Below are 21,136 nucleotides of genomic sequence, written 5' to 3' on the forward strand. Positions count from 1 at the left end.
CAGGACCTCGCCAACCCGACCGAGAGGCCGGCCCTTCACGCATCCTTCGACGCCTACTCGGCCCACCAGGCCGACCGGTGGGTAGCGGTCGCCCTCCGCACCATCACACCGGCCCTCTCCCCGGACGCCTCACGCGAAGCCTGGACCTGGCTCTGCGAAGGACGCATGAAGGCCAGGTCAGCCCTGCTCCGCCGACAGCCCTCCACGGTGACCGTCACCCAGGCCACCACCCGCATCACCTGGACGATCCGCCCCGTGATCTACCTGCCCCTCGCCCACCGCCAGGGCACCGTACTCCCCGCCTGCACAGAGGACTTCAAGCCCCTCCCGCCAGCCTGAGTTACAACTTTCTCTACTGGTTCAAGCCCCGCCCTTCGGGCGGGGAGGGGTGGGGAAAGAGGGGGAGCACTCCGGGAGTTCCCACAGGAGGATTGCCATTCCCGACCGAGGCCGCCCTGACGCCGAGCGCGTACGGACGCGAAGCTCCGATTGAAGGCCGCGGGGAGCTGGTGAGAACGCGCAGATGGGTTCGTTCCCGTCGGCCAAGCACCCAGCGGCCCGGCCGTCGCCGGAGTGGGCGCTGCGGGGAACGGCATTGGCCTTGTGGGTGCTCTTGCCTTCGGCATCCGGCGCGCGGGCAACGGCTTGGCAGCCGCCGCTACGAAGCACGCCCTACCGGCCCGCAATGCGGGCCGGCGCGGAGCTCGGGGAGCCGGGCGCCGCTCCTGCCTCCGGCCCGCTCCGCCCGGCCCCCGGCCCCGCGCCACCTAAAGCTGCCACGGGGTGCTTCGCACACGCTTTGCCCCGCCCAAAAGCAGCGCCGGAACGAGCAAACACCCCACCAGCCAAGATCGTCACCCGCGACGCCCGCCCCGCATGACCAGGCCGCAGGCGCCCGCCACTGGGGTGAGCCGAGCGGCAGCACCAGAGCCCGCGACCCAGGAGGGCAGACCCGGCGGAGGGCCCGGGGGAGGCGGGAAGGGTGCAGATGAGAGGTGATGAAGATGAAGGCGGAAGCGGTGAGCGGTTTACGTGGCAGGCGCGCTGCCGACCGCGCCATAGGCCGTAGTCCTGTCGAGGCAGGCAGGCTACGGGAGGGGTGGGGTTGGTGGCGCTGAGCACTCCTGGCACAACGGCCGGCGGAGGCTGTGCGCCGTACCGCTGCCGTCACAGATGCGGCAGCGTGAGCGGACCGGATCCCGATTCATGGTTGAGGGGGAGCAACTGCTGCCGCGATGTGGTAGAGCACGTCATGGACGCTCAGCTCTTTTCGCCCGATCGGTGTCGTATCCGATGCAAGTGTCCGCAAAGCAAGATATGTACCCCCAATCAAGCGACTGGGGGTACAGGTTGCGCCGATCCTAGAAGACCACGCCTGTGTCTATAGCTTGTCAGCTGCGGCGGCCGAGCAAGATGTAGAGAAGCGGCAGCAATGCGGCCAAAACCAACAGGGCCACCTGAAGCTGCCAAGGCGCGTCCGACTTGACCAAGTGCAATGCGCGAGCCATCAAGTAAGGCCCGAGAGCGGACCCTGCCACTCCGGTGGCCGCCGAAACGCTCCTCATCAGGAGACCCGACTGTTCGGCGGGTACCCCCAGGGCGATTGACGGCCCCTCCGGCGTAGTGCTGAAGGTCACGTAGGCCGCCGAAGTGGGCTGCGCGTTGTTCTGGTCGTTCATTGAGTCTCCCCCTAAGGGAAGGCCCAGCCCTCATACGCCATCGCATGAGGTATTGAACTGGACCTTTATAGAATCACGCCCATCACCTCCGCTGGCTGCTGGGTAGCTGCTACTCGAACACAGGGACTGGCGAGCCAGCCCTGCGCGTGACTGCTGAGGTCCATGTTGAAACATCCGGACCTCGGCTCACCTCGGATGCTATCGAGACAGCGCCGAGGTGTGGCAGACCTTAGCACGTTTGGTGCGTAGACGCACCAGAGGTGGTGCGTCTACGATGTGGGTAGGTGCCTCGCTTCCTGCGGTCTTGCAGCATCGGTAGGTAGGTGCACCAAAGGATCTGGAGGAAGAGACCGATGACCCAGTCGACGAGCGAGCGTTACTCCGTGACGCTCGTCCCACCTGCTGTTAAGGCGATTGCAGATCTCATGGAGGGTACGGGTCTGTCGAAGGCCGATGTAATCAATCGCGCCGTACAGATCTATGCATTTCTAGAAGCTCAAACACAAGACGGAACGGCCCTGTCGCTCAAAAGGCCTGACGGGACCTCGGAGCGGTTGCACATCGTTTAAAGGGTGATCGCTGCACGTTATAACTTTGATCCATTTGAGTGGGCGAGGGCGCGGCGGTAGCTCAATGACGGCAGTGCGGATGCGAAGCGGCGACGAGATGCTGATGAGGGTATGAAGATCAGGGGGTGTGGCCGGGGTTGCCGTCTCTGACATCACCGGCTGACATCAACGTCGTAGGACGTTGACGGATCGCCGTGGCGCTGCCTGGACCATATGATGCCAGCCGCGCAACGAGGCACCAGCAGGTGGTCGATGGTGATCGAACTTACAAAGCAGATGTCACAGGTTCAAATCCTGTTGTGCCCACCAGCGCGAAGACCCCTCGTCGATCTTGACGGGGGGTCTTCGGTGTTCAGGAACGACGTCGACGGCGCGGGGTGGCTCCGGTGGTGGGCAGCAGGGGTGCGCGGTCGTGTCGGGTGTCGTGCAGCCGGGGCATGTGGAGGTCGGCGTTCTTGGTGACGCGGGTGAAGGAGCGGTAGAGATTTTGCGGCTTGGTTGGCCGGCCGGTGTGAGTGGTGAAGACGTGGTCCGACTGTCGGCGACACGAGTCGGATGAGCTGAGTGGCTTTCTCGTTCCGACGTTGTTCGTCCTTCTTCATGGCGGTGAGGAAGATTTCCGCCACCTCGGCCTCGAACAGCACTACAGGCGCCGGGCGTTCGTGGTCAGGCAGGCTCCAGGTGCCGGAGTCTCGTGCTCAGTCGCCTCTTCGAGGTTCCGCGGAGCGAGCTGCGAACGGTGCGGCCGGGGCGCGAGACTCGGGCGGGCGGGACTCTTGGAGTGGTGAGGAGTGGTGAGGAGGCCGTCGGCGTGTGGCATCTGCGGCTGACGTCGGTGATGGCGCGCAGCGGCAGGCCCGGTCGGGCTTCGGTGGTGACGGTGAAGTCCAGACCCAGGGCGCAGGTGTCGGGTGGCGCTGTGTCGGGGTGTGGTCGACATGCGTGGTGGTCGGTCTCGGTGCACGCTGAAAGCATGGTTGAGCATCCGCCGGTGATCGTCCATCCGCCTTCCTCGTCCGGTGCGCGGCGGGTCACCGTTCATGGGCAGATCGTCGGGCTGGCGCACGGGCGTGGTGATGTCGCCGAATTCCTGCGGCACGCGGGGCTGGCGCCGGATGCCGAGGACATCGATCTGGATGCTCCGGGGCTCGTCGAGTGGCGTGGCGGGGACAAGGACACGTGGAGGGGCGGGGAGGGGGAGGTGTAGGGAGGGGGAGGTGTAGGGAGGAGGTGGAGTGGGATGGGATGGGATGGGTGGGGTGGGAGTGGGTTTAGGGGGTTTTGGGGTGTGGTGGGTGTGGGTGGGGGGCTTTGGGGGTGGGTAGAGGTGAGGGTTACGCCTTGTGTGGGGTGGTGTCCGAAGAGTTAGGGCGTGGGCGCGGCGCTGTTGTTGGGCTTTCAAGTGATGTGTATCGTCGGAGTGTGACTTGAAGTTTCAAGTACTTCCGTCGGGAGCGACCCGGCCCTCCCGCAGGGCCCGTCGGCCCGGACAGACCAGACAGAAATGAGCGCTCGCATGACCTCCCCCCTCAGCCCTCTCCGTAGCCCCCTCCGTGACTACGGCAGCAGCATCGACGACCGCCATGCCGCGACCCCGCACGCGTACGACGTCGGTCTGCTGCTGTTGCGGCTCGCGGTCGGTCTGATCATGGCCGCGCACGGCGCGCAGAAGCTGTTCGGCTGGTTCGGCGGGCCGGGGCTGGACGGGACCGGGCAGTTCTTCACGGCCAGTGGCTACCCGGCCGGCAAGGCCATGGCCGTGGTGGCCGGTCTCAGCGAGACGCTGGGCGGCCTCGGGCTCGTCCTCGGGCTGCTGACGCCGCTGGCGGGCGCGGCGGTCGTCGGGACGATGGTGAACGCGCTGGCCGTGAAGTGGGGCGGCGGCTTCTTCGCGCCCGAGGGTGTCGAGTACGAGCTGCTGCTCACGGCGGGCGCGGGAGCCCTGGCGCTGACCGGGCCCGGCCGGTACGCGGTCGACCGGCTGCTCCCGGTCCTGCGTAACCACCGGCTCGCCTACGGGGTGGCGGCTCTGGTGTTCGGCGTGGTCGTGGCGTTCGTGATGCTGCTGGTGCGCGACTGACACCTGTCGGAAGCGCGCGGAGCCAGGTGAAGTGATGTGTGTCCGGAGAGAAGCGGAAAGGTGAGGGATTGACGTGGCGGTGCGGCGGCTGAATCACGCGGTGCTCTACGTACGGGACGTGGCGCGCGCCGTGGCCTTCTACACGGAGGCGCTGGGGTTCCGGGTGGACACCGAGATACCGGGGAGGGCCGCGTTCCTCAGTGCCGAGGGGACCGCCAACGATCATGATCTCGGGCTGTTCGCGGTCGGCGCCGGGGCGCCCGGCCCCGAGCACGGGCGGGTGGGGCTGTACCACCTGGCCTGGGAGGTCGGCACCCTCGGGGAGCTGGCGGACGTGGCGGCGCACTTGGCGGGTCGGGGCGCGCTGGTCGGCGCCACCGATCACCTGGTGTCCAAGTCGCTGTACGCCAAGGATCCGGACGGCAACGAGTTCGAGGTCATGTGGCGGGTGCCCCGTACGGAGTGGCCGGGCCCGGACGAGCCGGACCGGCTGCGCCCGCTCGACCTCGAAGCCGAGCTGGCGCGCTGGGGCCGCGATCTGAAGACGGGTGCGGCGGCCGGTTCGGCGACCTGAGGCGGACATGGTGGTCGGGGCGGCGACCTGAGGGCGGGCGCGGTAGCCGGTACCGGTGCGGCACCTGAGGGCGGGCGCGGTGCCCGGCCCCCGCCCACGGGCCGGCCCCCGCCCACGGTGCCCGGCCCCCGCCCACGGTGCCCGGGCCAGGCGCCCGGGCCAGGCACCCGCAGCGCCCGGCCCGGTGGGTCAGGCGGGCTCCCGGGCCGCCTCCGTGGCCCGCGCCGACCAGCGCTTCTCCACCCCGGCCAGCCGCCAGTACGCCAGCGCCGCCGCCCAGACCACCACGAACAGCCCGACGATGACGAAGCCCACGTTGTCCAGGTCGATCGACGAGATCCAGCCGGTCACGCCGTCCGTCAGGTGAAGTTTCTCGTGCAGGACGGTGACCAGTTCGATGGTCCCGATGAAGAAGGCCACGGCGATCGACAGACCGGTGATCGTGAGGTTGTAGTAGACCTTGCGCACCGGGTTCGAGAACGCCCACTGGTACGCGAAGTTCATGAACGTACCGTCCAGCGTGTCGAACAGGCTCATCCCCGCCGCGAACAGCAGCGGCAGCACCAGGATCGCGTACCAGGGCAGACCGGCCGCCGCGCCGCTGCCCGCCATCACCATCAGTGTCACCTCGGTCGCGGTGTCGAAGCCGAGGCCGAAGAGCAGGCCGAGCGGGTACATCTGGCCGGGCCGGGTGATGGAGCGGGTGAAGCGGCCCAGGACGCGGTTCATGAAGCCACGGGAGTCGAGGTGCTGCTCCAGCTCCGACTCGTCGTACCGGCCCTGCCGCATCGCCCGGAACACCCGCCAGATACCCGCCAGCGCGACGAGGTTGAGCGCGGCGATGAGGTAGAGGAAGCTGCCGGAGACCGTGGTGCCCACGGTGCCGAGCACCTGGTGGGTGCTCGATCCGTCGTCGAGCAGGGTGCCGGCCAGCTGCGCGCCGCCCGCGACCAGCGCCGCCATGGCGACGACCACGCTGGAGTGCCCGAGCGCGAACCAGAAACCCACCGAGACCGGGCGCTTGCCGTCGGCCATCAGTTTGCGGGTGGTGTTGTCGATGGCGGCGATGTGGTCGGCGTCGAAGGCGTGCCGCATGCCGAGGGTGTACGCGGTGACGCCGAGACCGACGCCGAAGACCTGCGAGCCCACGGTGTAGTGGTGCGGCACGACCAGCAGGAAGAGCACACCGAAGGCGACGACGTGCAGGGCGGCGATGACCGCCATCAGCCCCGCGGTCCGGACGGTGTCCTGCCGCCGCCAGCGGAACCCGGGCAACGGCGCGGAAGAGATCGGGGAGGGGGAAGAAGGGGAGGGGGAAGAGGGAGAAGGCGGGGACGGGGACGGGGGCGGGGTAGGGGAATCGGCGGACAGGGGCATCCGGTGGTCACGCTCCAGCACCTCGTGGATCAGTTCGTGAGATGCCGTGGCCGGTCTCCTGGCTGACGGGTGTGCGCGCCCGCCCCTGCCTTCCCGGCCGCGGGCTGCGGCCAGTGGCTCCGTACGGGCGCGGGGCGGGTACGGAACGGGGCGGGAACTTCCCGATCACAGTGGCGAGGGCCGCTCCGGTCTGGACCTGACGGTCTTCACCGGTCTTCCCGACACCACGGCCCGGACACTCTAACGTCCGGCGGCGGTGTGGTCATCGGACCAATGCGGCGGGAACCCGGGGCGCCGTCCGCTCGACTACCTGGTCCCGGGCCCGTGCGCGCGGGCCGTCGGGTGGTCGAGAGGCAGGGAGAGCGGACGTATGCGTCCTCGGATGAATCTGGTGGAGCCGGTGGCCGGAAGCCGGTCGCCGAGAGGCCGGTCGGTGCCGGACGGCCCCTCGGCGCGGCGAGGCCGGCCGGTGGCGGCGGTGGCGGCCATGGCGGCGGCGGTGCTGGCGGTGGCCGCGCTGGCCACCGGCTGCGGCAGTGCCGACGGGCGTACGGCAGCGGGGGCCGCGGACGGTCAGGGCGACGGGGCGGGTGGCTTTCCCGTCACGGTCACCGATTGCGACGGGCGGCGGACGACGTTCTCCGAGGCGCCGCGGAAAATCGTCACCAGCAATGCGGCGAGCCTGGAAATGCTGCTCCGGCTGGGAGCAGGCGACCGCGTCGTCGGTACCGGATTCCCACCGGGAAAAGGGAAGTTGCCGCCTGAACTCGACGCCCGGGCGCAGCGCGTCCCGGTGCTGGGGAAGACGGTGATTCCGAAGGAGAAACTGCTCGGTTCCGGAGCCGACGTCTATGTCGACACGTTCGCGTCCATGGGCAACATGGGCGGCGCGGCGACCGGTCCGAGCGAGGAGGAATTCGCCGCGGCGGGCATCAAGCACATCTATCTGGCTTCCACGGCGTGTGCGCCGCGCAAGAAGGTGCCGCAGCGGGACCTGTCCGCGGTGGAAGGTGACATTCGGCGGCTCGGGCTGGTCACGGGCACCTCACAGCGTGCGGTGCAGCTGGTGGAGGAGATGGAGAAGAAGGTTTCCTCGGTACGTGAGGCCATCGCGGACGTGCCTGTGGCGAAGCGGCCGTCGTACTTCTTCTTCGATTTCGACGCGGGGACGAAGCAGCCCATCGCGGCCTGCAACCGGCAGGTGGCCCATGCCGTGCTGACCGAAGCCGGGGCGCGGAACGTCTTCGCGGACTGTGCGGGCGATTTCAAGCGGGTGTCGTGGGAGGACGTGGTCGGAAAGAACCCCGACTGGATCCAGCTCGGCGTACGGAACCGGGGAAGTGCCGCGGCCACCGAGAAGGCATTCGACGAGGCCGAGAGGTTCCTCAAGGAATTTCCGGCCACGGCGGGACTGCGCGCGGTGCGGGAAGGGAAATTCCTGCGTATCGGCTCGGAGCAGACGACCATTGCCGGGGTGGGTAACGCCGATACGGTGCGGCGGATCGCGGCGACGCTCTACCCGGACCGGCTGGCCGGGTCCGGGGCGGGCCGCTGATGGCGTCGGTGGAGGAGAAGGGAAAGAAAGGAAAGAAGGAAGAGAAGGGGGAGAAGGGGGAGAAGGGTGAGGCCGTCGGTCAGGCTCCGGGGTGGGAGGCCGAAGGGCAGGTTTCGCGGCGGGGCGTCGAGCGAGGCGGGGGAGACGAGGGACAAAGGGGCGGCCGGGCGCGCGCCACTTGGCTCGCTCTCGGGCTGCTGGTCGCCCTGCTCACCGCGCTGACCACGGCCGTCGCACTCGGTGCCAGCGACATCGCCCCGGCCGAGGTCTGGTCCGTGGTGTTCCGGCGGCTGGGGGGTGAACCGCCCCGGCCGGGTACGGACGATCTGATCGTCTGGCAGCTGCGGGTGCCGCGGGCGCTGCTCGCCGCGCTGGTCGGCGCGGGCCTCGGGCTCGTCGGTACGGCCACCCAGGCGCTGGTGCGCAACCCGCTGGCGGATCCGTACCTGCTCGGCATCTCCAACGGTGCTTCGCTGGGCGCGGTGGCCGCGATCGTGCTGGGAGCGGGCACCCTGGCGGGCGCGGGCGGGACGTTCGGGCTGGGCGGTGGGGTGGGGCTGCCGTTGGCGGCCTTCGCCGGGGCGCTCGCCTCGTTCGCGCTGGTGTGGACGCTGGCCCGCCGGGGCGGCGGCTTCGCGCCGCTGCGGCTGGTGCTGGCCGGGGTCGGCGTCGGGCAGTTCCTGGCCGGGTTCACCAGCTACCTCGTACTGCAGGCCGGGGACGAGCAGCAGACGCGTGGCGTGCTGTTCTGGCTGATGGGCAGCCTGGGCGGGGCCACTTGGGGCACGCTCCTGCTGCCGGCCGTCGCCGTACCGGCCGGGCTGCTGGTCCTCCAGGCGCGGGCCCGCGCGCTGAACGCGCTGACGATGGGGGACGAGACGGCGGCGAGCGTCGGCGTGGACGTGGTCCGGCTGCGCCGGCTGCTGTTCGTGGTGACCAGCCTGCTCACCGGCGTCCTGGTGTCCGTGTCCGGGGCGGTCGCCTTCGTGGGGCTGATGGTGCCGCACCTGTGCCGGCTGATCGTCGGGGGCGACCACCGCAGACTACTGCCGCTGGCCGCGCTGACCGGGGCGTTCCTGCTGGTCGTGGTGGACATCGCGTGCCGTACCGCCATGGACGGCCAGGAACTGCCGGTGGGCGTGGTGACGGCACTGATCGGCGCGCCGGTACTGCTGTATGTGCTGGACCGGCGGCTGGGAGCGGGATCCGGATCGGGGGCGGGAGCATGAGGAGCGGTACGGGTACGGGTACGGGTACGGGCGGAGGGGAACGTACGGAAGCCGTCACGGGCCACGGCATGCGGATCGACATCGAGGACCTGCGGGTCTCCTACGCCGGCCGGTGCGTGGTGGCCGGAGTGCGTCTGATGGCCGCGCCCGGCGAGATCGCGGGCGTGGTCGGCCCGAACGGCAGCGGCAAGTCCACGGTGCTGCGTACGGTCTACCGGCACCTGACCCCCGAAGCGGGCCGGGTGCTGCTCGCCGGGGAGGACATCAGAGCCATGCCGCCGTCGCGCACCGCCCGGCACATCGCCGCCCTGCCCCAGGAACGCGGTGGCGACTTCGAACTCACCGTCCACGAGGTGGTGGCGATGGGCCGCACCCCGTACAAGCGGGCGTTCGCGGGCGACGACCGGGCCGACCGGGAGACGGTGGCGCGCGCCCTGGCCGACGTGGGGCTGGCGGAGCACGGCGGGCGGCGGTTCTCGGCGCTCTCCGGCGGGGAGCGGCAGCGGGCCCTGCTCGCCCGCGCCTTCGCCCAGGCGCCGGACGTCCTCGTCCTGGACGAACCGACGAACCACCTGGACGTACGGCACCAGGTCGAGCTGCTGAACCTGCTGCGCGGCCGGGCCTGTACGACGCTCGTCTCCCTGCACGACCTGAACGCGGCGGCCTCGGTCTGCGACCGGCTCCACGTGCTCTCCGCGGGGACGGTGGTGGCGTCCGGCACGCCGCGCGAGGTGCTGACGCCGGAGCTGCTGGCCGAGGTGTTCGGGGTGCGGGCGGCGGTGGTCGATCACCCGCTGACGGGGGACCCGCTGATCGCCGTCGATCAGCGTGCGGGTGCGGGTGCGGGTGCGGGTGCGGGTACGGGGGCGGACGCAGGTGCAGGTGCAGTTGCGGGGCCGGGGAGCTGAGCCGGCGCCGGCCGCCCGGTCTCGTACACGTCCGCTACGTAATGGCTCGGGCGGCCGTCCCGGTGGACGAGCTGCCCGAGCCGAGCCGCGTCCGCCGCGCGCATCAGCCGTACGCCGCCGTCCGCGTCGCGCAGCACGCACGCGTGCCACGGCGTCATCCACACGTCGGGCGCGTCGAGCAGCCGGATGCCGAACTTCGCCGTGCCGGGCGGCTGCGGATGGATGGACAGCCGTAGGGCGTCCGGGTGATGCTCGGCGATCAGCGCGCCCCAGGCGCGGCTGCGCTGGACGACTCCGTAGGCGCGGGTGCGGCAGGCGCGTTGCAGGGCGGAGCGGGTGCCCTCGAAGCCGGTGGTGTCCTCGAACAGGAAGCGAGTGATGCCCCGGTAGAGGCGAAGCGTTTCACCACCGTGGGCGGCCGGGTCCCGGGTCTCGGCGCGCAGCGAGTCCAGGGAGGGCGCGTACCGGCGGTGCACCTCCGCGCGTTTGGCGTCGCAGGACCGGTCCCCGTAAACGTCCCGCAGGTCGAAGGTGGTGAGGTGGGACAGTCCGGCCGTACGGATCATGGCGCGCAGCGCGTCGTTGTACGCGTCCACGTGCGGGTCCGGGACGCCGATCAGGTCGCTGAAGAGGTGCCCGTCGGAGCAGATGACGAGCCGCGCGCCGGGCGCGTACAGCTCCCCGATCCGGGCGCACAGCCGGTCGAGGGAGCGCAGGGCGAGGCGTTCACCCTCGTCGGGGAGCCGGCCGACGACCTTGGCGGGGTTGGGGGACTTGCAGGGGAAGCCGGGGAGGGTGAAACGGATCGGGCGGCGGGCTGCCACCAGGGCTTCCAGTCGGAGCAGTTGGTACGGGAAGTGGGCGGGGGTGAGGGCGGTCGCTCCGCCCCCGGCCGTCGTCTCCTCCGGGGTGCGGCAGTGTGGGAGGAGAGTGGTGAGGATGGCGGCCGCTGTGCTGTTCATCGGGCCTCTTCGGAGGTGAGGGCCGGGGCGCCGAAGGGGCAGCCGCGAGGAGCACCCGAGCTTGCCGCCGGGGAACTCTCCGCCGCGGGGCGCCCGGTGGCGGACGCGCCGTACGCCACCGGTAGCTCGCCGACCCCCCGCGCGAGCACCGCCGGTATCCACTTCAGCTCGCTGTCCGGTACGGCCAGGCGGAGTCCCGGCAGGCGGCGGAGCACCGTCTCCAGGGCGACGTGCAGTTCGGTACGGGCCAGGGTGGCGCCCGGGCAGAAATGGATTCCGTGGCCGAAGGCGAGGTGGGGGTTGGGGGACCGGCCGAGGTCCAGGGTGTCGGGGGCGGGGAATCGGGCGGGGTCGCGGTTGGCGGCGCACAGCGAGACGATCACGGAGTCGCCGGCCGGAATCCGGGTGCCGGACACGTCCGCGTCCGTGGCGAGGAAGCGCCAGGTCGTCAGCTCGAAGGCACTGTCGTACCGCAGCAGTTCCTCGACGGCGCGGGGGAGAAGCGCGGGGTCGTCGCGGAGCGCCGTGAGGTGGTGCGGGTGGCGCAGGAGGGCGATCAGGGCGGTCGTGATCTGGTGGGTGACGGGTTCCTGTCCGGCGACGAGGAGTTGGAAGATCATGGAGTCCAGCTCGGCGTCGTCCAGCGCGCCTTCGTCGCGGGCGGTGACGAGACGGGAGAGCAGGTCGGTGCCGCGTTCCCGCCGCTTGTGCCGTACCAGGCCCGCGATGAACTCCTGTAGGCCGCGCAGTCTCGCCTCGTAGGCCGGGCGGCCGGGATCCGCCGGGCCGACGGGCTGGACGACCTTGCCCCAGTCCCGGTCGAAGCGCCGGGTGAACTCTTCCGGCAGGCCGATGACCTCGGAGAGTACGAGCAAGGGGAAGCGGGCGGCGAACGACGCGACGAGATCGGCGGTGCCGCCGCGTCCCGGACGCTCGGACGGCGGCAGCTCGTCCAGCAACGCGTCGGCCAAGGCCTCGAAGCGCGGGCGGAGTTCCGCGACGCGCCGGGGCGCGAAGGCGTCCGTGATCAGCCGTCGCAGGGCGGTGTGCCGGGGCGGGTCCTGGTGCAGCAGGTGCACCTGGAGCTGTGAGTGCTGCGGCTCCGGCATGATCGAGGCACGGGCGCGCCAGGCCGCGTTGCCCCGGGAGTGGTGTTTGCCGAGCCGCGGGTCGTTCAGCGCCCGGTGAGCGGCTTCGTATCCGGTGACGAGCCAGGCGCACACACCGCTCGGGAACCGGACGCGGTGGACAGGGCCGCGCTCGCGCAGTTCGGCGTAGAGGGGGTACGGATCACGCTTGTAGCTCTCCCCGTAGAGGGGGAGCGGTTCGGATTCGGGAAGGGGCATGGGCGGGTGCTCCTCAAAGGCTTGCAGTGCGTGGCAGTTGTTCGCTCACACGCCCGAGGTCGGTCGTGCGCACGCTTCCCTCAGAGGTCGGGCGGAAAGGCGGACGAGTTCCCGGCGCGCTACGGGAATTCCGCCGAGGGGATGCGGCAATTCCGGTGGGGAGCCCTCGTGAACGGCGGTCGCAGTCTTAGGTAGTCGGATGGGCGGCCGAGAGAGTTCCGGCGGGTGACCAGGACAAACCTCACGTGGGGCGGGGGCGGTCGGAGAGGGGGGAGGGGGCTGTGGCCGTGCCAGGATGGCGGCTTCGGGCGGTGGGGCGGGGCAGGGTGGCTAGGCGCGGGGTGCGAGGCGCTGGGCCCGGAAAGCGCGAGCTGTCCCGCGCCTTCTTTCCCGTTTCTCGTACTCCGTTTTCCGTTTCTCCCGCCTCGCCTTTTCGGGCTCGGAGAGCCCGGCCCCCCTTTCCGTCGTCGGTGTCCGAATCTGTATCTGTGTATCGGAGCGGCCATGCCTCTCGTAGAGCGTCTGTCATCCGCACTGCCCGCGAAACCGGTGATCGGGTTCGTGGCACTGCTCGCCGTCCTGTTCGTCTGCGCGTACGGGGCGGGCTCGGCCGCCGGACCCGTGGCGCCGGGCATGCGGCCGAGCGGCACGCTTCCCGGAGCACCACAACAATCCGGAGCCGGCGACCCCTCGGGCGGCATGGACGGCATGAGCGGCATGAGCGGCATGGGCGGCAGGGGATGAGCGAGCGCGTCACCGTACTCACGGTGGGCGGCATGACCTGCGCCGCCTGCGTGAACCGGGTGGAGAAGAAGCTGGGCCGGCTCGACGGGGTGACCGCCACGGTGAACCTGGCCACCGGCAAGGCGCAGGTCCGGCACCCGCCCGGCGTGCCGGTGACCGACCTCCTGGCGACGGTGGAGGCCGCGGGGTTCACGGCGGAGCTTCCGGAAAGCCGGCGGACCGGCCCGGCGGAGAACGCGCCTTCCCCTGAAGGGCGGACACCGGACGGCGAACGCGACCGGCTCCTCGTCACCGCGCTGCTGTCCGTCCCCGTACTCGTCCTGTCGATGGTCCCCGCCTGGCAGTTCCGCGACTGGCAGTGGCTCTGCTTCGCGCTGACCGCGCCGGTCGCCGTGTGGGGCGCGCTGCCGTTCCACCGCCGCGCGGCCCGCGGTCTGCGGCACGGCGCGGCGACGATGGATACCCTGGTCTCCCTCGGCGTGGCCGCCTCGTTCGCCTGGTCCGCGTACGCGCTCTTCCTGAGCGGCGGCACCGCGCACTTCTACCTGGAAGCGGCGGTCGGCGTACCGCTGTTCGTCCTCGCGGGGCGGCGGCTGGAGGCCGGGGCCCGCCGGGGTACGGGGTCCGCGCTGCGGGCGCTGGCCGAACTGGTCGGCAAGGACGTGTCCGTACGCGTACCGGCCGACGCGGCGGGCAGGGGTTCCGGCGGCGGCTCCGCGGACGGTGCCGCCACTGTGGAACGCCGCATTCCGGTGGCCCGGCTCCAGGTCGGCGACCGGTTTCTGGTACGCCCCGGGGAGCGGGTGGCCACCGACGGCACGGTGGTGGACGGCAGTTCCGCCCTCGACCTCTCCCTCGTCACGGGGGAGAGCGGTCCGGTGGAGGTCGGGCCGGGTTCGGCGGTGGTGGGCGGCGCGGTGAACGTGGGCGGCCTCCTCGAAGTACGGGCGGCCGCGGTCGGCGCGGACACCCGGCTGGCCCGGATCACCCGTCTCGTGGAGGAGGCGCAGACCGGCAAGACCCGGGCCCAGCGCCTGGCCGACACGGTCGCGGGGGTCTTCGTCCCGGCCGTGCTGGCGGTGTCCGTGACCGTCCTGGGGTTCTGGCTGGGTGCGGGCGCGGGCCCGCAGGCAGCGGTGACCGCCGCGGTGGCCGTCCTGGTCGTCGCCTGCCCCTGCGCGCTCGGACTGGCCACCCCCACCGCCTTGTCGGCCGCCACGGGCCGGGGCGCGCAGTTGGGCATTCTGGTCAGCGGGCCGCAGGCTCTGGAGCGGTTGCGGCGCATCGACACCCTGGTGCTGGACAAGACCGGCACCTTGACCACCGGGCGGATGAGCGTGATCGCTATGACGGTCCGTACGGAGGGCACGGACACCAAAGGCACAGGCGCCACGGGAACAATAGACACCACTGGAACAACAGGCACCACGGAAACTACGGGCGCCACGAAAACCACAGGTGCCACGGGAACCACAGACACCCCCGGCCTTACGGCCGACGAGACCCTCCGGCTGGCCGCCGCCGTGGAGCACGGCTCCGAACACCCCCTGGCACGCGCCATCACCGCGTACGGTGATCTGCGCCGCGAAGCCCTCGCCGGCCACCGGCCGCCGCCCGCCGCGCGGCACTTCGCCGCGACCGCGGGGTACGGCGTGACCGGCGAGGTGGACGGCCGGTCCGTGACCGTCGGGCGGCCCGGCGAGCTGACGGAACTGCCCGCCTCGCTCGCCGACGCGGTCCGTACGGCCGAGAGCGCCGGGCACACCGCCGTACTGGTGACCGTCGACGGCGCCCCACAGGCCGTCTTCTCCATCGGCGACGCCCTGCGGCCCGACTGCTACCGGGCCGTCGACCACCTGCGCCGCCTCGGCCTGCGGCCGGTGCTGGCCACCGGGGACCGGGCGGCCACCGCGCGCGCCGTCGCCGGGCACCTCGGCATCACGGAGATCCACGCCGGGGCGCTCCCCGAGGAGAAGGCCGCGCTGGTCACCACGTTGAAGGAACACGGCGGCCGGGTCGCGGTGGTCGGGGACGGGGTCAACGACGCGGCCGCGCTGGCCCGCGCGGACCTCGGCATCGCCCTGGGCAGCGGTACGGACGCCGCGATCGGCGCGGCCGACGTCACCGTGCTGCGCGAGGACCTCCAGGCCGTACCCGACGCCGTACGGCTGGCCCGGCGCACGCTGGGCACCATCCGCGCCAACCTCGTCTGGGCCTTCGGCTACAACCTGGTCACCGTGCCGCTCGCCGCCGTCGGTCGGCTGGATCCGATGATCGCGGCCGCCGCGATGTCCGCGAGTTCGCTGCTGGTGGTGGGCAACAGCCTGCGCCTACGGGCGTGGACGCCGGCCTCCCGCACCTCCCGCCCCGCCGACGGCTCCCGTACCACCCGCATCTCTCGCACCTCCCCCACGACCACCCCGGACACCCCATGACCCCCGCCACCTCACCCACCGCCGTACGCGTCACCCTGCGCTCCGCCGCCGCACCGCTCCTGGCAGGTGTGCTGACCCTCGGCTGCCTCACCGCCTGGACCGTCACCGGCAACGCGGGCACCCCGCCCCGGCTGACCGTGGCCGACGGCCATATCCTCACCGCCTCCAACACGGAGGCCACCGCCGCCTTCTTCACCATCAGCAACACCGGTACCACCGCCGACGAATTGACGGGCGTCACCGGCCCCGCCGGGCTGCGGCGGGCCATGGTCGGCCGCGATGTCGAGGTCGCCGAAGGGGCGCACCGGATGGAGATGGCCGGCGCCGTCACCGTACCGGCCCGCGGCGAACTGCGGATGGCGCCGACCGGTCTGGACGTCATGGTCAGCCCGCCACCGCGGCTCGCACCGGGCGACCGGCTCACGTTCACGCTGCACTTCCGCCACAGCGGCCCCGTCACCGCCCAGGCCGTCGCCGTACGCCCGGGCCAGTTGCGCCTCTGATTCCGGACCCCAGGAGTCGTAGGCCGGTGTCCCGGGCGCACGCCCGGGACACCGGCCGTTCAAGCAACCGGCCCAGCCGTCCGCCTCACGCGGCGGAGCCCGCCGGGACACGGGCGGTGTGCTTCTCCTGCTCCGCCAGCAAGGACACCAGCGTCTCGCGGGCCCGCGCCACCCGGGAGCGCACCGTCCCCACCGGGCAGCCGGCGATCGCCGCCGTCTCCGCGTACGGCAGGCCCAGCACCTGGGTCAGTACGAACGCCTCCCGGCGGGGTGCGGGCAGCGCCGACAGCAGTTCGGTGAGGGCGACGCCCTCGTCGAAACCGGGCACGTCGCGCGGCTGCGCCCGCTCCACCGCGGCCTGCCAGTCGTCGGTCCCGGCGAGCCGCGGTCTGCTGGCCAGGGACCGCAGCCGGTCGGCGACCGTCCGGCGGGCGATGGTCAGCAGCCACGTACGGGCCGACGACCGGCCCTCGAAGCGGGGGAGGCTGCGCAGGGCCCGCAGGTAGGTGTCCTGCACCAGGTCGTCGGCGGCCTGCGCGTCGCCGCTGAGGTGCGTGACGTAGCGCCGTACGTCCAGCTGCGTCGCGCGGACGAACCGGTCCACTGCCGCCTCGTCCCCGGTACGGGCCGCCAGGGCCCAGGCCGTCACCGTACGGTCATCGCGCACGCCGCACCTCCTCGCCGCCGGTCCCGGCACCGCTGCCGCGCACGTCGGGGAGGATGGGGGCATGCACTGCTCGCGCGTACGAACCGCCGTCTCCGCCCGCCTGGACGGCGAACAGCTGCCGCCGGGCGTCACGGGCGGGCTGCTCGACGCCCACCTGGCGGGGTGCGCGGACTGCCGTCTCTGGTCGGAGCGGGCTTCGGCGCTGGACGGGTTGCTCGACCGGTTGCGGCGGCCCGCCGCATACGGTGACGACGCGGACAGGAGTCATCATCAGTAGTCCTTCGGGAGATCCGGCCCCGCCTGCCGCGTATTCGACGGACGACGATCGGGGCCGGTGACGATTACCAGGGCCAGGACCGGCCGGCGTGCGGCGCGCAGTCCTGGGTGTGACCGTGCTGTCAGCGGACAGCGATCTCCCGGGGCGGGCCGCGGAGCCAGATGACGTGGACGAGGATCAGCCGCCGCAACGGCCGCCGGGGTTCGCGGCGTACCGGGCGGGCAGGGCGGGGCGGCTCCGGAAGGAGCACGCGGAGGACGAGGGCGAGCGGCACGAAGAGCCGTACGGAGACGGTCCGTACGACGCGGAACGCCGCCCGTTCGCCGCCGCACAGCCACCAGGCACTCAGCAGCGCGACCAGGACGTGCGCCGCGACCATGCCGGTCATGCTGCCGCCCATACCCGGCATGCCGTGCATGTCGTGCAGGCCGTGCATATCGTGTACGGCCTGCGTGCCGTGGCCGGAGGGCAGCGCATGCAGGTCGGCCATGGCCTGCCCGTACCGACGCCCGATTCCCGCCTCGTGCACCATCTGTTCGGCCTCGCGCTGCGGGATGGGGCCGACCGTGCCGCACATCAGCGAGGCCGCCCACCGCTGGGCCGGCGAAACCTGCTCACCCCCGGTGCCGGCGGTGGCGGACACGGTGGCCGCCACCGACTGGCCGAAGGAGAAGGCGGAGTGCAGCGCGGCCTGTGTCGCCAGTGTCAGCGAGGTCACGAACAGCGGTCCCCGCTCGCGGCCGGCCAGGCACCACGCGCCGAAGGCCGTCGCCGTCATCGTGCCGAGCAGTACCCACCAGGGCACCGGCGCGTCGGACATGAGGGCGTGGCCGAGGGCGGCGAGCAGCACACACACCGCCGCGAACACCCCGGCCCGCAATCCCCTGAGAACACGCCCCGCAATCATGACCCGCTCATCGTTGCACCCCGGTTCGGACACCCGACGGCAGGGGCATGTGCAGACTCGGGGTCAGGGGCGGGCCTCAGGAGCAGGGACGGGCTCAGGGACAGAGGCAGGCTCAGTACGGAAGACCCGAGAGGAACCCGTGCAGGGCGTGGTCGAAGTGGCTGGTGTTCTCCAGGTTCACCATGTGGGCCGCGCCCGGGATCCGTATCCGCTGGGCGCCCGGCACGGCGAGGGTGATGGCGTGGGCGTTGGCGGAGATGTCGGAGCTGTCCAGGTCGCCGTCCAGGACCAGGGTCGGTACGCGGATCTCCGCCAGCCGCCCGTACGCGCCGACCTCGATCGGCACCCCGGCGCCCATACCGCCCGCGTGCACGACCACATTGGCGTCCGCCGAGGCCCGCATCCGCTCGCGCAGGACGGGGTCCACGGCGTCGGGGGCGCGGTGCGGGCCGTCCACCCACATGCGCAGGAAGTGCTCGATGAAGCGCTCCGTGCCGTCCTCCTCGTCGGTGACGGCGGCCACCTGCTCCTTGATGTGCTCCAGGATGAACGGGTCGGTGAAGGCCCGGCCGCTCACCCCGGGGGAGGCCAGGGCCAGCGCGAAGACGCGGTCCGGATGGGTGAGCGCCATGTCCAGGGCGATGCGGGCGCCGTGCGAGAGGCCGACGAGGATGGCGCGCTCCATGCCGAGGTGGTCGAGGAGGGCGCGCAGGTCCTCGTGGTTGGCGTAGTCGCCGTCGACGGTGGAGGACAGGCCGTGGCCGCGTGCGTCGTAGCGGACCGTGCGGAGGCCGGACCGGGCGAGCCAGGAGAACTGTTCGTCCCACATGCGCTGGTCGAGCATCCCGCCGTGCAGCAGCACCACCGAGGGGTCGCCCTCCGTACCGACACCGGCCGCCTCGTAGAACAGCTCACCGTTCTCGACCGGGACCGTGTCGTTCTCGACCTCCGTACCCCAGGCCCCGGCCTCCTGGAGTCCTTGGATTCCCTGGGTTCCTTGGATGTCGTCGGTCGTCATGCTCCGTGCCGTCCTGTGTGGGGTGGTGGTGCTGTCGGGTGGGGCGCTCGGTCTGCTGGGGACGTGCGGGCCGTTCGGGGCCCCCGGGAGGTTTGAGGCGCTTGGAGCGTTTGAGGTTCCCGGGGTGCCCGGAGCGTTTGAGGTTCCCGGGGTTCCCGAGTCTCCCCGAGCGTTCGAGGTTCGCGGGGTGACCGAGACTCCCGGGGTGCCCGAGGTTCCCGGGGCGGATCCGCCGTACGGGAGAGGCCGGGGTGCGCCGGCTCGTCCCGGGCCAGCGCCCGGAAGTCCTCGCCGAGGCGGTCGAGCACGTGCAGCGCGGTGGCCACGTCGGCGGCCGGCACCCCGGCCAGCACCCGCCGCAGCCCGGCCGCCTCGGACTGCCGGAGCGCGCTCGTCACCTCGGTGCCTTCCGGGGTGAGCCGGATCAGGGGGGAGCGCCGGTGCGCGGGGTTGGGGACGGCCTCCAGGAAGCCCAGGTCCGCCGCGTGGTTCACCCAGCGCTGTACGGGCTGTCGGTCCAGGTCCAGGGCGCGGGCCAGCTCCGGTACGGTGCGCGGGCCGTGCGTACGCAGGGTGTCCAGCAGGGCGCGCTGACCGGCCGTCAGGCCCGTGCCCGCGAGTTCCCGTTCCACGGCGCGTACGACCGTCCGGTGCAGCGGCCACAGGCGGCGGATCACCTCGTACGCGAGGTGCTCGGCGGAGTCCGCGCCGCCCTCTGTGACACTCATGGTGTCATGATGACATCGACGGTGTCGTTACGGAAGTCGCGCCCCACGCCCGGCAGTTACCGCTCTCCGCGGTACGCGCCCGGATTCGCGAAATCCGATGATTCCGTTCTTTGTACGGATGGGGGGACGCCGAAGTTCCCGAGCCGGTCGAAGTCGCCCTGCCCGCTCACCGGGAAGGGCGGCGGACGGGCACGGTCCCGCGCCACAGGCGGCGGGCGGACAGCCAGGCCGCGGCGAGCAGCAGCAGATTGCGCGCGTACAGGTTGGCGATGGACAGCCAGGACGCGTCGTCCCGCAGTCCGCGGTACAGCAGCGGGAAGTCCAGCGTGGTGAAGAGGCAGGCCGCCAGGATCAGCAGGGCGACCGGACGCTGGGTGGTGTCGCCGCGCAGCAGGCAGACCGCGGCCAGACCGAGCAGCCAGACCATGTACTGCGGGCTGATCACCCGGCTGGTGACCACGAACAGCAGCGTGGCGGTCAGTGCGGCGTCCGGCAGCACCCGGGCGGCGGTGCGGTCCGAACGGCGCCGCCACCACAGCAGCCAGCCGAAGGCCAGCACGGTCGACACCTGCATGGCGACGCTGACCCCGTGCACCCACGGACCGACGAACTCGTGCGACCCGTCCTTCGCTGCCCAGGAACCGCTCCAGCCTAGGTGCCGGGCCAGGTGGAACGGCAGGGAACCCACCGACTCGATCTGGATGCCGCGCGCTTCCTGGGCGGCGAGGAAGGAGAACGCGTTCGGCATGGCGAGGGCGAAGCCGGCGGTCACGGCGGCGCCGGTGACGGCGGCGGCCGTCCAGGCGGTACGGGTGCGGCGGCCCCGCGCCGTGCCGGCGAGCAGCAGCGCCGGCCAGACCTTGATGACGGCGGCGAGTGCCGTCACGGCGCCGAAGGTCCGGTCGGCCCAGGCGCGCTGCGCGGACGCGGCCACCAGGGCGAGCATCGCCAGGGCGGTCACGTGCAGGTCGAACCGGTTCCACGGCATGGTGCTGAGGACGGCCAGACCCACCGTCCACAGCCAGGGCGCGGCGAGGGAGCGGCCGCGGCGCCGCGCCACCCGTACCAGCAGGGCGAAGATCGCGGCGTCGCACAGCGCGGCCAGCACGATGAAGGCGGGCCCGAAGCCGAGGCCGGGGACGAGGCCGGGGGCCAGGATCGGCAGGGCCGCGCCGGGCGGGTACTGCCAGCTCACGTCATGCAGCGGGAAGCTGCCGTCGCTCAGGACCGCGTACCAGCCGGTGTAGACCTTGCTCACGGACGGATCGAGCCCGCCGCCGCCCACGAACGGGCTGATCTTCAGGGCCGCCGGCACCAGCCACAACCGGGTGAGGAGCCAGGCGGCGAGCAGGGGCAGGAGCGTCGTACGGAGGCGTGGGAGCGCGGGGGCGGAGGCGGGGGCGGCCGCGGGGGTGGCCGCGGTGACGGCTCGGACGGTGGTCTGGTCGGGCACAGCGCCGAGGGCTCCGTTCGTACGGGTGGGGCGGTAGGGCCGTTCGTAGGGCGGTTCGTCCATCGGGGCGGCTCTGACCTGCGGATTCGACAGGGCGAGCGAGCTACTCCCGATGTGTATACATG

Annotated in this window: 20 protein-coding genes, 1 pseudogene and 1 riboswitch; of the genes and pseudogenes, 11 read left to right on the top strand and 10 right to left on the bottom strand. The window is 71.7% G+C overall.

Annotated features, from left to right (window positions below):
- Window positions 1-339: hypothetical protein (locus JXZ78_RS28500; RefSeq protein WP_238783439.1), on the top strand; the 339-nt coding region annotated here is incomplete at its 5' end.
- A gap of 1,052 nt (window positions 340-1,391) precedes the next feature.
- On the opposite strand, the gene JXZ78_RS28505 is transcribed toward JXZ78_RS28500, so the two are convergent.
- The gene (locus tag JXZ78_RS28505) at window positions 1,392-1,679 is read right to left on the bottom strand and encodes a hypothetical protein (RefSeq protein WP_030024416.1); all 288 of its coding nucleotides are present in this window, start codon (window positions 1,677-1,679) and stop codon (window positions 1,392-1,394) included.
- Between the two features lie 1,117 nt (window positions 1,680-2,796).
- Window positions 2,797-2,937: pseudogene (locus JXZ78_RS28510) on the bottom strand (FtsK/SpoIIIE domain-containing protein); the annotation flags it as partial.
- 284 nt (window positions 2,938-3,221) lie between these two features.
- Between JXZ78_RS28510 and JXZ78_RS28515 the strand changes: the two are divergent.
- The 3 genes from JXZ78_RS28515 to JXZ78_RS28525 all read left to right on the top strand — a co-directional run bounded on the left by JXZ78_RS28515 (window position 3,222) and on the right by JXZ78_RS28525 (window position 4,902).
- On the top strand, window positions 3,222-3,455 hold the full coding sequence (locus tag JXZ78_RS28515; protein ID WP_030024414.1) for a hypothetical protein: 234 nt from the start codon (window positions 3,222-3,224) through the stop codon (window positions 3,453-3,455).
- A 309-nt stretch (window positions 3,456-3,764) separates the two neighbouring features.
- A complete protein-coding gene (locus JXZ78_RS28520) occupies window positions 3,765-4,328 on the top strand; it encodes a DoxX family protein (RefSeq protein ID WP_030024413.1) in 564 nt (187 codons plus the stop codon).
- 73 nt (window positions 4,329-4,401) lie between these two features.
- Complete coding sequence (locus JXZ78_RS28525) at window positions 4,402-4,902, top strand: VOC family protein (protein ID WP_030024411.1); 501 nt, start codon at window positions 4,402-4,404, stop codon at window positions 4,900-4,902.
- Window positions 4,903-5,091: 189 nt separating this feature from the next.
- On the opposite strand, the gene nicT is transcribed toward JXZ78_RS28525, so the two are convergent.
- Window positions 5,092-6,312 (bottom strand): Nickel transporter NicT, encoded by a 1,221-nt coding sequence (gene nicT, locus JXZ78_RS28530; protein WP_030024410.1) that lies wholly within the window; start codon window positions 6,310-6,312, stop codon window positions 5,092-5,094.
- A riboswitch (cobalamin riboswitch) is annotated at window positions 6,311-6,523 on the bottom strand. Its footprint overlaps the gene before it by 2 nt.
- A gap of 243 nt (window positions 6,524-6,766) precedes the next feature.
- Between nicT and JXZ78_RS28535 the strand changes: the two genes are divergently transcribed.
- The 3 genes from JXZ78_RS28535 to JXZ78_RS28545 all read left to right on the top strand — a co-directional run bounded on the left by JXZ78_RS28535 (window position 6,767) and on the right by JXZ78_RS28545 (window position 9,971).
- Entirely contained in the window at window positions 6,767-7,834 is a 1,068-nt protein-coding gene (locus JXZ78_RS28535) for an ABC transporter substrate-binding protein (protein ID WP_030024408.1), read from the top strand.
- Between the two features lie 194 nt (window positions 7,835-8,028).
- The gene (locus tag JXZ78_RS28540) at window positions 8,029-9,063 is read left to right on the top strand and encodes a FecCD family ABC transporter permease (RefSeq protein ID WP_050503014.1); all 1,035 of its coding nucleotides are present in this window, start codon (window positions 8,029-8,031) and stop codon (window positions 9,061-9,063) included.
- 68 nt (window positions 9,064-9,131) lie between these two features.
- Window positions 9,132-9,971: an ABC transporter ATP-binding protein gene (locus JXZ78_RS28545; RefSeq protein WP_050503012.1), complete on the top strand. Its 840-nt coding sequence runs from the start codon at window positions 9,132-9,134 to the stop codon at window positions 9,969-9,971.
- Here JXZ78_RS28545 and JXZ78_RS28550 read toward each other — a convergent pair.
- Both JXZ78_RS28550 and JXZ78_RS28555 read right to left on the bottom strand, forming a co-directional pair.
- Complete coding sequence (locus tag JXZ78_RS28550) at window positions 9,887-10,933, bottom strand: L-tyrosine/L-tryptophan isonitrile synthase family protein (RefSeq protein ID WP_078624659.1); 1,047 nt, start codon at window positions 10,931-10,933, stop codon at window positions 9,887-9,889. The genes JXZ78_RS28545 and JXZ78_RS28550 overlap by 85 nt on opposite strands.
- Window positions 10,930-12,279, bottom strand: a complete 1,350-nt coding sequence (locus JXZ78_RS28555) for a cytochrome P450 family protein (RefSeq protein ID WP_033039933.1) — start codon at window positions 12,277-12,279, stop codon at window positions 10,930-10,932. The genes JXZ78_RS28550 and JXZ78_RS28555 overlap by 4 nt, the downstream gene beginning before the upstream one ends.
- A gap of 504 nt (window positions 12,280-12,783) precedes the next feature.
- Between JXZ78_RS28555 and JXZ78_RS28560 the strand changes: the two genes are divergently transcribed.
- Genes JXZ78_RS28560 through JXZ78_RS28570 form a run of 3 tightly spaced genes read left to right on the top strand, consistent with a single transcriptional unit; the run spans window position 12,784 to window position 15,961 of the window.
- Window positions 12,784-13,023, top strand: coding sequence for a hypothetical protein (locus tag JXZ78_RS28560; RefSeq protein ID WP_078624658.1), 240 nt, complete (start codon window positions 12,784-12,786; stop codon window positions 13,021-13,023).
- Window positions 13,020-15,458, top strand: coding sequence for a heavy metal translocating P-type ATPase (locus JXZ78_RS28565; RefSeq protein WP_050503011.1), 2,439 nt, complete (start codon window positions 13,020-13,022; stop codon window positions 15,456-15,458). Before JXZ78_RS28560 ends, JXZ78_RS28565 begins: the two co-directional genes overlap by 4 nt.
- The gene (locus JXZ78_RS28570; protein ID WP_030024402.1) at window positions 15,455-15,961 is read left to right on the top strand and encodes a copper chaperone PCu(A)C; all 507 of its coding nucleotides are present in this window, start codon (window positions 15,455-15,457) and stop codon (window positions 15,959-15,961) included. Before JXZ78_RS28565 ends, JXZ78_RS28570 begins: the two co-directional genes overlap by 4 nt.
- An 85-nt stretch (window positions 15,962-16,046) precedes the next feature.
- Here the strand turns inward: JXZ78_RS28570 and JXZ78_RS28575 are convergent, their stop codons facing one another.
- On the bottom strand, window positions 16,047-16,628 hold the full coding sequence (locus JXZ78_RS28575; protein WP_033039930.1) for a sigma-70 family RNA polymerase sigma factor: 582 nt from the start codon (window positions 16,626-16,628) through the stop codon (window positions 16,047-16,049).
- Between the two features lie 61 nt (window positions 16,629-16,689).
- Between JXZ78_RS28575 and JXZ78_RS28580 the strand changes: the two genes are divergently transcribed.
- Entirely contained in the window at window positions 16,690-16,905 is a 216-nt protein-coding gene (locus JXZ78_RS28580) for a zf-HC2 domain-containing protein (protein ID WP_030024400.1), read from the top strand.
- A gap of 121 nt (window positions 16,906-17,026) precedes the next feature.
- Here the strand turns inward: JXZ78_RS28580 and JXZ78_RS28585 are convergent, their stop codons facing one another.
- The 4 genes from JXZ78_RS28585 to JXZ78_RS28600 all read right to left on the bottom strand — a co-directional run bounded on the left by JXZ78_RS28585 (window position 17,027) and on the right by JXZ78_RS28600 (window position 21,074).
- Window positions 17,027-17,812, bottom strand: a complete 786-nt coding sequence (locus JXZ78_RS28585; RefSeq protein WP_030024399.1) for a hypothetical protein — start codon at window positions 17,810-17,812, stop codon at window positions 17,027-17,029.
- Window positions 17,813-17,924: 112 nt separating this feature from the next.
- Window positions 17,925-18,830: an alpha/beta fold hydrolase gene (locus tag JXZ78_RS28590; RefSeq protein ID WP_030024398.1), complete on the bottom strand. Its 906-nt coding sequence runs from the start codon at window positions 18,828-18,830 to the stop codon at window positions 17,925-17,927.
- Window positions 18,827-19,558, bottom strand: coding sequence for a MarR family winged helix-turn-helix transcriptional regulator (locus JXZ78_RS28595; RefSeq protein WP_238783440.1), 732 nt, complete (start codon window positions 19,556-19,558; stop codon window positions 18,827-18,829). Before JXZ78_RS28595 ends, JXZ78_RS28590 begins: the two co-directional genes overlap by 4 nt.
- A gap of 166 nt (window positions 19,559-19,724) precedes the next feature.
- Window positions 19,725-21,074 (bottom strand): glycosyltransferase family 87 protein, encoded by a 1,350-nt coding sequence (locus JXZ78_RS28600; protein WP_106968921.1) that lies wholly within the window; start codon window positions 21,072-21,074, stop codon window positions 19,725-19,727.
- Between the last annotated feature and the right edge of the window lie 62 nt (window positions 21,075-21,136).

Source organism: Streptomyces monomycini, from assembly GCF_022271435.1.
Classification (GTDB): Bacteria; Actinomycetota; Actinomycetes; order Streptomycetales; family Streptomycetaceae; genus Streptomyces; species Streptomyces monomycini.